7 protein-coding genes and 1 tRNA gene are annotated in these 9523 nt (G+C 62.5%); 4 read left to right on the top strand and 4 right to left on the bottom strand.

What is annotated here, in order from left to right:
• Positions 1-62 precede the first annotated feature (62 nt).
• The 4 genes from ACODSJ_RS24415 to rluD all read right to left on the bottom strand — a co-directional run bounded on the left by ACODSJ_RS24415 (position 63) and on the right by rluD (position 4968).
• Positions 63-138, bottom strand: a tRNA-Asn gene (locus ACODSJ_RS24415).
• A 454-nt stretch (positions 139-592) separates the two neighbouring features.
• Positions 593-3157: an ATP-dependent chaperone ClpB gene (clpB, locus tag ACODSJ_RS24410; RefSeq protein WP_489104178.1), complete on the bottom strand. Its 2565-nt coding sequence runs from the start codon at positions 3155-3157 to the stop codon at positions 593-595.
• A 129-nt stretch (positions 3158-3286) separates the two neighbouring features.
• Positions 3287-4009: a peptidoglycan editing factor PgeF gene (gene pgeF / locus ACODSJ_RS24405; protein ID WP_489104177.1), complete on the bottom strand. Its 723-nt coding sequence runs from the start codon at positions 4007-4009 to the stop codon at positions 3287-3289.
• The gene (gene rluD, locus ACODSJ_RS24400) at positions 4006-4968 is read right to left on the bottom strand and encodes a 23S rRNA pseudouridine(1911/1915/1917) synthase RluD (protein WP_420767627.1); all 963 of its coding nucleotides are present in this window, start codon (positions 4966-4968) and stop codon (positions 4006-4008) included. Before rluD ends, pgeF begins: the two co-directional genes overlap by 4 nt.
• 151 nt (positions 4969-5119) lie before the next feature.
• Between rluD and ACODSJ_RS24395 the strand changes: the two genes are divergently transcribed.
• The 4 genes from ACODSJ_RS24395 to ACODSJ_RS24380 all read left to right on the top strand — a co-directional run bounded on the left by ACODSJ_RS24395 (position 5120) and on the right by ACODSJ_RS24380 (position 9416).
• The gene (locus tag ACODSJ_RS24395; protein ID WP_489104176.1) at positions 5120-6136 is read left to right on the top strand and encodes an outer membrane protein assembly factor BamD; all 1017 of its coding nucleotides are present in this window, start codon (positions 5120-5122) and stop codon (positions 6134-6136) included.
• Between the two features lie 124 nt (positions 6137-6260).
• The gene (locus ACODSJ_RS24390; protein WP_489104175.1) at positions 6261-6494 is read left to right on the top strand and encodes a PP0621 family protein; all 234 of its coding nucleotides are present in this window, start codon (positions 6261-6263) and stop codon (positions 6492-6494) included.
• Positions 6484-8073, top strand: a complete 1590-nt coding sequence (locus ACODSJ_RS24385; RefSeq protein WP_489104174.1) for a two-component system sensor histidine kinase NtrB — start codon at positions 6484-6486, stop codon at positions 8071-8073. Before ACODSJ_RS24390 ends, ACODSJ_RS24385 begins: the two co-directional genes overlap by 11 nt.
• A complete protein-coding gene (locus ACODSJ_RS24380; protein ID WP_489104173.1) occupies positions 8070-9416 on the top strand; it encodes a sigma-54-dependent transcriptional regulator in 1347 nt (448 codons plus the stop codon). The genes ACODSJ_RS24385 and ACODSJ_RS24380 overlap by 4 nt, the downstream gene beginning before the upstream one ends.
• Positions 9417-9523: the final 107 nt, after the last annotated feature.

Here is a 9523-nt window from a genome sequence, read left to right as displayed (position 1 = left end):
ACTCCTGACATCCTGCTCCCAAAGCAGGCGCGCTACCGGACTGCGCTATACCCCGATTGAAATGGCTCCGTGACCAGGACTCGAACCTGGGACCCAATGATTAACAGTCATTTGCTCTACCGACTGAGCTATCACGGAACTGATATTTCAAGTTACAACATCGAAGCTTGATCGAATCTCGCTTCAACCTCTTCCACTTGTTCGCATCGCTGCGTTCGTGTGTCTGAGGCGCGCTATTCTACAATCTTCAAAACCGCTGTCAACCCCTAAATTGCTTTCAAGACAATGATTTGCAACTTATTTTGGATTTCTTCCCAGTGAGAAGTAACCCTTGGGGTGACTGACTGCGGGGCGCACTTTACAAGCCTTTTCCTTTGAGTTCAACGGCCTGATGAAAAAAATCATCTCTTGAAAGCAAACAACCCATGAATCGAAACGAGCAAGCACCGTGGCGAGGGAGCTTGCTCCCGCTCGGTTGCGTAGCGACCGCAAAATCTTGGGGCCGCTGCGCGCTGGAGCGCCAGCCCGGCCCAGCGGGAGCAAGCTCCCTCGCCACAGCAAGCGCCCTCGTCACAAAACCCTGGCGATCGACTCAGACGAAGACGATTTCGTCGTTCTCCACCGTGCCGGTCACGGTTTCGCCCGGCATGAAGCGGCCGGACAGGATCAACTGCGCCAACGGGTTTTCGATCCAACGCTGGATCGCACGCTTGAGTGGCCGCGCGCCATAGACCGGGTCGTAACCCACGGCTATCAGCTTGTCCAAGGCATCGTCGCTCAATTGCAGCTTCAGCTCGCGCTCGGTGAGGCGGCTGCGCAGGCGTCCCAGCTGGATCTCGGTGATACCGGCGATCTGGTCACGGGCCAACGGCTCGAAGATCACCACTTCGTCGACCCGGTTGATGAACTCCGGCCGGAAGTGCGTGGAAATCGCATCCATCACCGCAGCCCGTTGCCCCTCGCGGTCGCCCACCAGTTCCTGGATCTGCGCCGAGCCCAGGTTGGAGGTCATCACGATCACCGTGTTGCGAAAATCCACAGTGCGCCCGTGACTGTCGGTCAGGCGCCCATCCTCCAGCACTTGCAGCAGGATGTTGAACACGTCCGGATGAGCTTTCTCGACTTCATCGAGCAGGATCACCGAGTACGGCTTGCGACGCACGGCTTCGGTCAGGTAACCGCCCTCTTCGTAGCCGACATAACCCGGAGGGGCGCCGATCAACCGCGCCACCGAATGTTTCTCCATGAACTCGGACATGTCGATGCGCACCATGGCCTCTTCGGTGTCGAAGAGGAACTCGGCGAGCGCCTTGCACAATTCAGTCTTGCCCACGCCGGTCGGGCCGAGGAACATGAACGAGCCGCTTGGACGATTCGGGTCCGACAAGCCGGCGCGAGAGCGACGCACAGCGTTGGCCACCGCCACCACCGCTTCTTCCTGGCCGATCACGCGCTGGTGCAGCAGGCTTTCCATCTTCAGCAGCTTGTCGCGCTCGCCTTCGAGCATTTTCGACACAGGGATGCCGGTCCACTTGGAAACCACCTCGGCGATTTCTTCCTCGGTGACCTTGCTGCGCAGCAACTGGTTTTCGCTCTTGCCATGCTGGTCGACCATTTGCAGGCTGCGCTCCAGGTCCGGGATCACCCCGTACTGCAGCTCGGCCATGCGATTGAGGTCGCCTTTACGACGGGCCGCTTCCAGTTCCTGGCGGGACTGTTCGATCTTTTGCTGGATCTGCGCCGAACCCTGGACCTCGGCCTTCTCCGAGTTCCAGATCTCTTCAAGATCGGAATATTCGCGCTCGTGCCGGGTGATCTCTTCCTGCAACCTCTCCAGGCGCTTCTTCGCCGCGTCGTCGCTTTCTTTCTTCAGGGCCTGGGATTCGACCTTGAGCTGGATCAGGCGACGCTCCAGGCGATCGAGTACTTCGGGCTTGGAGTCGATTTCCATGCGGATGCGGCTGGCGGCCTCGTCGATCAAGTCGATGGCCTTGTCCGGCAACTGCCGGTCAGTAATGTAGCGATGGCTGAGCTTGGCCGCCGCGATGATCGCGCCGTCGGTGATCGCCACCTTGTGGTGCACCTCATAGCGTTCTTTAAGGCCACGCAGGATCGCGATGGTGTCTTCTTCGCTCGGCTCGTCCACCAGTACTTTCTGGAAGCGCCGCTCCAGGGCCGCATCTTTCTCGATGTACTGGCGGTACTCGTTGAGCGTAGTCGCGCCTACGCAGTGCAACTCGCCACGGGCCAGCGCCGGCTTGAGCATGTTCCCGGCGTCCATCGAACCTTCGCCCTTGCCCGCGCCGACCATGGTGTGCAACTCGTCGATGAACAGGATGATCTGCCCTTCCTGCTTCGACAGCTCGTTGAGCAAGGCCTTGAGCCGCTCTTCGAATTCACCCCGGTATTTGGCACCGGCAATCAGCGCGCCCATGTCCAGGGACAGCAGCCGCTTGCCCTTGAGGCCATCGGGCACTTCACCATTGATGATGCGTTGGGCCAAGCCCTCGGCGATGGCGGTCTTACCCACGCCAGGCTCACCGATCAGCACCGGGTTGTTCTTGGTGCGGCGTTGCAGCACCTGGATCGTGCGGCGAATCTCGTCGTCACGACCGATCACCGGGTCGAGCTTGCCGTCCTCGGCACGCTTGGTCAGGTCAACGGTGTATTTGTCCAGCGCCTGGCGCGATTCCTCGTGGTTGGCGTCGTTCACCGCTTCGCCGCCACGCAGGTTGTTGATGGCATTTTCCAGGGCTTTCTTGCTCACGCCCTGGCCGAGTAACAATTTGCCGAGCTTGCTGTTCTCGTCCATGGCGGCGAGCAGCACCAACTCGCTGGAAATGAACTGGTCACCCTTCTGCTGGGCCAGGCGGTCGGCCTGGTTGAGCAGCCGCGCCAGATCCTGGGACATATTCACGTCACCGGTCGGGTTCTGGATCTTGGGCAACTGGTCGAGCTCTTTGGCCAGCTCTTTGCGCAGGCTGTTGACGTCAAAGCCCACCTGCATCAGCAGCGGCTTGATGGAGCCACCTTGCTGTTCCAGCATGGCCTGCATCAAATGCGCCGGCTCGATACCGGGATGGTCCATGCCGACAGCCAGCGACTGGGCATCGGACAGGGCTAACTGCAATTTGCTGGTTAAACGATCAATACGCATGGGGTCACCTTCCTTTTGAGCAGGCCGGACCTGAAAACATCCTGAATGAAGAAACCTGCCAGATACCGTTATAGATGTGGACGATTCTGGAAGATTCAAGCAGCACGTGCTTGATGCAGATCAGGAAAGTCAGGCGATCCAGATAAGGGAGGCAAAGCGCCCGGTGCGCGGGTTGCGCCGGTAGGAAAAGAAGCGGGGATCGGTCACGGTGCACAGGCCGCCACCGTAGACCGCCGTGACACCGCGCGCCGCCAGCCGCAGGCGGGCCAATTGATAGATGTCGGCGAGAAACTTGCCCGCGTTGTGACTGGGCACAAAAGCCTGTGAGGCCTGGGGCAGGTGCGCGATGAACGCTTCGCGCACCTCCGGCCCGACTTCGAAGGCTTGCGGGCCGATGGCCGGGCCCAGCCAGGCGAGGACTTCATCGGCGGGCACCTGGAGGCTGTCTAGGCTGGCTTCCAGCACGCCATTCGCCAACCCACGCCAACCGGCATGGGCCGCCGCAACGCGGGTGCCTGCGCGGTTGCAGAACAGCACGGGCAGGCAATCGGCGGTCATGGCCGTACAGGCGATGCCCGGCGTGGCCGTCCAACTGGCATCGGCGGTCGCCACCTGGGTCGGGTCAGCCTCGACCACGGCAATGCCGTGGACCTGTTGCAACCAGGCCGGTGCGATGGCGAATTGATCGGTGAGGCGACGACGGTTTTCGGCGACGGCCATGGGGTCGTCCCCCACATGATCGCCGAGGTTGAGGCTGTCGAACGGCGCCTGGCTGACGCCGCCCGCACGGGTGGTGACGCAGGCCTTGACCCGTGCCGGCGCGGGCCAGTCGGGTATCAGCCAGTCACTCATCCGATGAACGCCTCGCGGTCCTGCTTGAGCAGCGTCAACAGCCAGACGAAATCATCCGGCAACGGCGACTCCCAGCTCATGCGCTTGCCGGTCGTCGGATGATCCAGCTCCAGGAAACGCGCGTGCAGCGCCTGGCGCGGGAAGTTCTTCAGAGACTCGACCATGGTCTGGCTGGCCGCCGGCGGAATGCGGAAACGACCGCCATAGGCCGGATCGCCCACCAACGGGAAGTTGATGTGGGCCATGTGCACACGGATCTGGTGGGTACGACCGGTTTCCAGCTTGACCCGCACATGGGTGTGGGAACGGAAACGCTCCAGTACGCGGTAATGGCTGACCGCCTGCTTGCCACCTTCCATCACCGCCATGCGCTGGCGCTGCTGGCCGTGACGGCCGATCGGTGCGTTGATCTTGCCGCCGGCGGTCACCACGCCGATGACGATGCATTCATAGATGCGGCTGACGCTGCGGCTTTGCAGCTGCGTAACCAGCTGCGTCTGCGCCTGGATGGTCTTGGCCACCACCATCAGACCAGTGGTGTCCTTGTCCAGGCGATGCACGATACCGGCGCGCGGCACGTTGATGATGCCGGGCACATGGTGCAGCAAGGCGTTGAGCAGGGTGCCGTCGGCATGACCCGCCGCCGGATGCACCACCAGGCCCGCCGGCTTGTTGATCACCAGGATGTCGTCGTCTTCGTAGACGATGTCCAGGGCGATGTCCTGGGCGACCCACTCACCCTGGGCCTCCTGCTCGGCAGTCAGCTCGAGGACGGCACCGCCGTGGACAATGTCGCGCGGGCGGATCACCGCCCCGTCCACCGTCAGGCGACCGTCCTTGATCCAGGCGGAAAGGCGCGAGCGCGAGTGCTCGGCGAAGAGTTGGGCGGCGACTTGATCGAGGCGTTGGCCGCCCAATTCGGACGGCACCTCTGCGCGAAGTTCTATTTTATCGGACATGCTCGGACTGGGCGTCGGCACAGCCTTTGGTTTCGGCTGCGCGCTTGTGGTTAAATACGGCGTCTTTTGCCCCGAGGCTTTTCAACGGGGCGCTCATCATAACAGGACGGCCCCGCCCAAGACAGCGGCCGTCATAGGGACGCAAGCCGCCATGCAAGTGAAACACCTGCTGCTGATCGCCATCCTCGCATTGACCGCCGCTTGCTCATCGAAGGAAGTCGTAGACGAAAACCTGAGCGAAGTCGAACTGTACCAACAGGCGCAGAAAGACCTCGACAATAATAGCTATACCAGCGCCACCGCCAAGCTCAAGGCCCTGGAGTCCCGGTACCCGTTCGGTCGTTATGCCGATCAGGCCCAGCTGGAGCTGATCTACGCCAACTACAAGAACTCCGAGCCGGAAGCCGCCAAGTCCGCCGCGGAGCGCTTCATTCGCCTGCACCCGCAACACCCGAACGTCGACTACGCCTACTACCTCAAGGGCCTGACCTCCTTCGACCAGGACGTCGGCCTGCTGGCGCGTTTCCTGCCGCTGGACATGACCAAGCGTGACCCGGGTGCCGCCCGCGACTCCTACAACGAGTTCGCCCAGCTGACCAGCCGCTTCCCCAACAGCCGCTACTCGCCGGACGCCAAGCAGCGCATGATCTACCTGCGCAACCTGCTGGCTTCCTATGAGATCCACGTGGCGGACTATTACCTGACCCGCCAGGCCTACGTCGCCGCCGCCAACCGTGGCCGCTACGTGGTGGAAAACTTCCAGGAAACCCCTTCGGTCGGCGACGGCCTGGCCGTGATGACCGAAGCCTACCAGCGCCTGCACCTGGACGACCTGGCCGCCACCAGCCTGGAAACCCTCAAGCTGAACTACCCCGATCACCCGTCCCTGGTCGACGGCCAGTTCACCCCACGGGTCGACGAAGCCGACAACCGCTCGTGGCTGAGCAAGGCGACCCTGGGCCTGATCGAGTCCCGCGCGCCGCTGCCACCGGGTGAAACCCGCGCCAACCAGGACTTGCAGCGTCAGTTCCAGGACGCCAAGGAAGCCATCCCGAGCGAGCTCAAGCCCAAGGACGATAACGGCGACGTGATCGAGGAGCAGGATCCGAAAAGCGAATCCAGCGACCGCTCCTGGTTCAGCCACATGACCTTTGGCCTGTTCGACTAAAAGCCAAGGCATCGAAAAAGGGAGGCCAGACGGTCTCCCTTTTTTGTGCCTGGGTTTTATTGCGCTGTGCGTCGTTGCCGTCCTTGGCTAAACTGCCGGATTATCAGCCAAATAGCCGCCCATCATGCTTCGTCTACTGTTCTGGATCGTCCTGATCGCCGCCGTGGTTTGGTTCTGGCGCAAATACAAGGGCAGCCTCTCCGCACCGAACACCCCGCGAGAGCAGGACGCGCCGCCGATGGTCCGCTGCGCCCAATGCGGTGTGCACCTGCCCCGCGACCGGGCACTGCCCCAAGGCCCACAGTGGTATTGCAGCCAGGCTCACCTCGAGCAAGGCCCGGGCACTCGTGATCGCTGACACCCGCAGCCCACCTGTCAAGCAGACGCAGCGCCTGCTGCGTCTCTACCACCTGTACCGCCTGAGCATCGGCATCACCCTGGTGTTGCTGATTTCCAGCAACATGGACAACCGCCTGCTGGAATTCGCCAACGACGACCTGCTGCGCAGTGGCAGTTGGCTGTACCTGGTGCTGAACATCCTGCTGGTGGTGTTCCTGGAAAACACCCGTCGCCCTGCCCGGCTGTTCGGCCTGGCATTGACCGACGTGCTGCTGCTCTCCTGGCTGTTCTTCGTCGCGGGCGGCGCCCCCAGCGCCATCGGCAACCTGATCATCGTCTCGGTGGCCATCGGCAATACACTGGTGCGGAGCCGGATCGGCCTGTTGCTCGCCGCCGTGGCGACCATCGGCATCGTCGGTTCGACCTTCTTCCTGGGGCTCAGCGATTCGAACCGGCCCAGCAGCTACCTGCAAGCCGGCACCTTGGGCGCGCTGTGCTTCGCCGCCGCGCTGCTGGTCCAGGGCCTGACCCGGCGACTGGAGGCCAGCGAGACACTCGCCGAACAACGGGCCAGCGAAGTGATCGGCCTGGAAGCGCTCAACGCGCTGATCCTGCAACGCATGCGCACCGGCATCCTCGTGCTCGACCGCCATCGCCGGGTGCAATTGGCCAACGAAAGCGCACTGAACCTGTTGGGCATGCACGACCTGGTGGGCCAACGCATCGACGAACGTGCCACGCCCCTGGTCGAACGCCTGAAATTGTGGCTGAACAACCCCAGCCTGCGCCCACCCAGCCTGAGCGTCAGCGGCACCGGCCTGACGTTGCAGCCGAGCTTCATTGCCCTGGGGCATCACGATCACCACCAGATCCTGGTGTTTCTCGAAGACCTGGCCCAGGTCTCCCAGCAAGCCCAACAGCTCAAGCTCGCCTCCCTCGGGCGCCTCACGGCCGGGATCGCCCATGAAATCCGCAACCCGCTGGGCGCGATCAGCCATGCGGCGCAATTGCTGCGCGAGTCCGAGGAACTGAACGACGCCGACCGGCGTCTGACGCAGATTATCCAGGACCACTCCCAACGAATGAATCGCGTCATTGAAAACGTGCTGCAGGTCTCCCGTCGCCAACCCACCACGCCCCAACGCCTGGACCTGCGGGCATGGCTGGAGCAATTCGTACGCCAGGCCCGGGACACCGCAACCAGGCAACCGGCCTTGCACCTGAGCATCGACCCGGGCGACTACACCACGTTCATGGACCCCGACCAATTGACCCAAGTGCTCGACAACCTGCTGCGCAACGCCTGGCGCCACAGCGCGATGGCCCACGAGCAGGCCGAAGCCTGGCTGAAGCTGTTCATCGATCCCCACAGCCAGCTGTCCACACTGGACATCATCGACAACGGCCCCGGCGTGCCCCCGGACCAGCAAGCGCACTTGTTCGAACCCTTCTACACCACCAGCAACCAGGGCACCGGCCTTGGGCTCTATCTGTCCCGTGAGCTGTGCGAAAGCAACCAGGCCCGCCTAGACTTCAAACCACGCCAAGGCGGCGGTTGCTTTCGCATCACCTTTGCTCACGGACGGAAACAGATTTGAATAATCGCTCACGGCAACGAATCCTGATCGTCGATGACGAACCGGACATCCGCGAACTCCTGGACATCACCTTGGGCCGGATGAAACTCGACACCCGCAGCGCCAAGAACCTCGCCGAGGCCCAGGCCCTGCTGGCGGACGAAGCCTTCGACCTGTGCCTGACCGACATGCGCCTGCCCGACGGCACGGGGCTGGAACTGGTGCAACACATCCAGCAACGCTACCCGCAACTGCCGGTCGCGATGATCACCGCCTACGGCAGCCTGGAAACCGCCATCGACGCCCTCAAGGCCGGCGCTTTCGACTTCCTCACCAAACCAGTCGACCTGACTCGGCTACGGGAACTGGTCAGCAGCGCCTTGCGCCTGCCGCCGGTGACCGCTCCGGCCATCTCTATCGAACGCTGCCTGCTGGGCGACTCCCCTCCCATGCGCAGCGTCCGCAAACAGATCGAAAAACTCGCCCGCAGCCAGGCCCCGGTGTACATCAGCGGGGAATCAGGATGCGGCAAGGAACTGGTCGCCCGATTAATCCATGAGCAGGGCCCCCGCTCCAGCCAGGGTTTTGTCCCGGTCAATTGTGGGGCCATTCCCAGCGAACTGATGGAAAGTGAGTTTTTTGGCCATCGAAAAGGCAGCTTCAGCGGCGCCATCGACGACAAACCCGGCCTGTTCCAGGCCGCCCACGGCGGCACCCTGTTCCTCGACGAAGTGGCCGACCTGCCCCTGGCCATGCAGGTCAAGCTGCTGCGGGCGATCCAGGAAAAAGCCGTGCGCGCGGTCGGTGGCCAGCAGGAAGAGGTGGTGGACGTGCGAATCCTCTGCGCCACCCACAAAGACCTGGGGGCCGAAGTCGCCAGCGGACGTTTCCGCCAGGATCTTTACTATCGGTTGAACGTCATCGAACTGCGCGTCCCGCCCTTGCGCGAACGCCGCGAAGACATCGAGCCCCTGGTCAATCACATGCTCCAGCGCCTGGCCGCCAATACCGGCAACCCGGCAGCCAAACTCCACCCCAAGGCGCTGGATGCCCTGCGCAACTACCGTTTCCCGGGCAACGTGCGGGAACTGGAGAACATGCTCGAACGCGCCTACACCCTCTGCGAACACCAGCAGATCGAAGCCGAGGACCTACGGCTGGCCGAGGGTAGCAATGCCACCGACACGGGCAGCCCGGATTTGATGCGGGTCGACAACCTGGAGGATTACCTGGAAGACGTCGAGCGCAAACTCATCCTCCAGGCGCTGGAGGAAACCCGTTGGAACCGCACGGCGGCGGCGCAGCGGTTGAAGTTGTCGTTTCGGTCGATGCGGTATCGGTTGAAGAAGTTGGGGTTGGATTGAGCCATAGCCTTGAAGCTCACACTGCCCCTGTGGCGAGGGAGCTTGCTCCCGCTCGGCTGCGCAGCAGTCGCAAAATCAGGCAATGCAGTTTGCCTGAAGCAATGCAG

Source organism: Pseudomonas sp. FG6 (genome assembly GCF_057809015.1).
The sequence above is the reverse complement of the archived record's forward strand: the minus strand, read 5'-3'. Positions and strand labels throughout refer to the sequence as shown.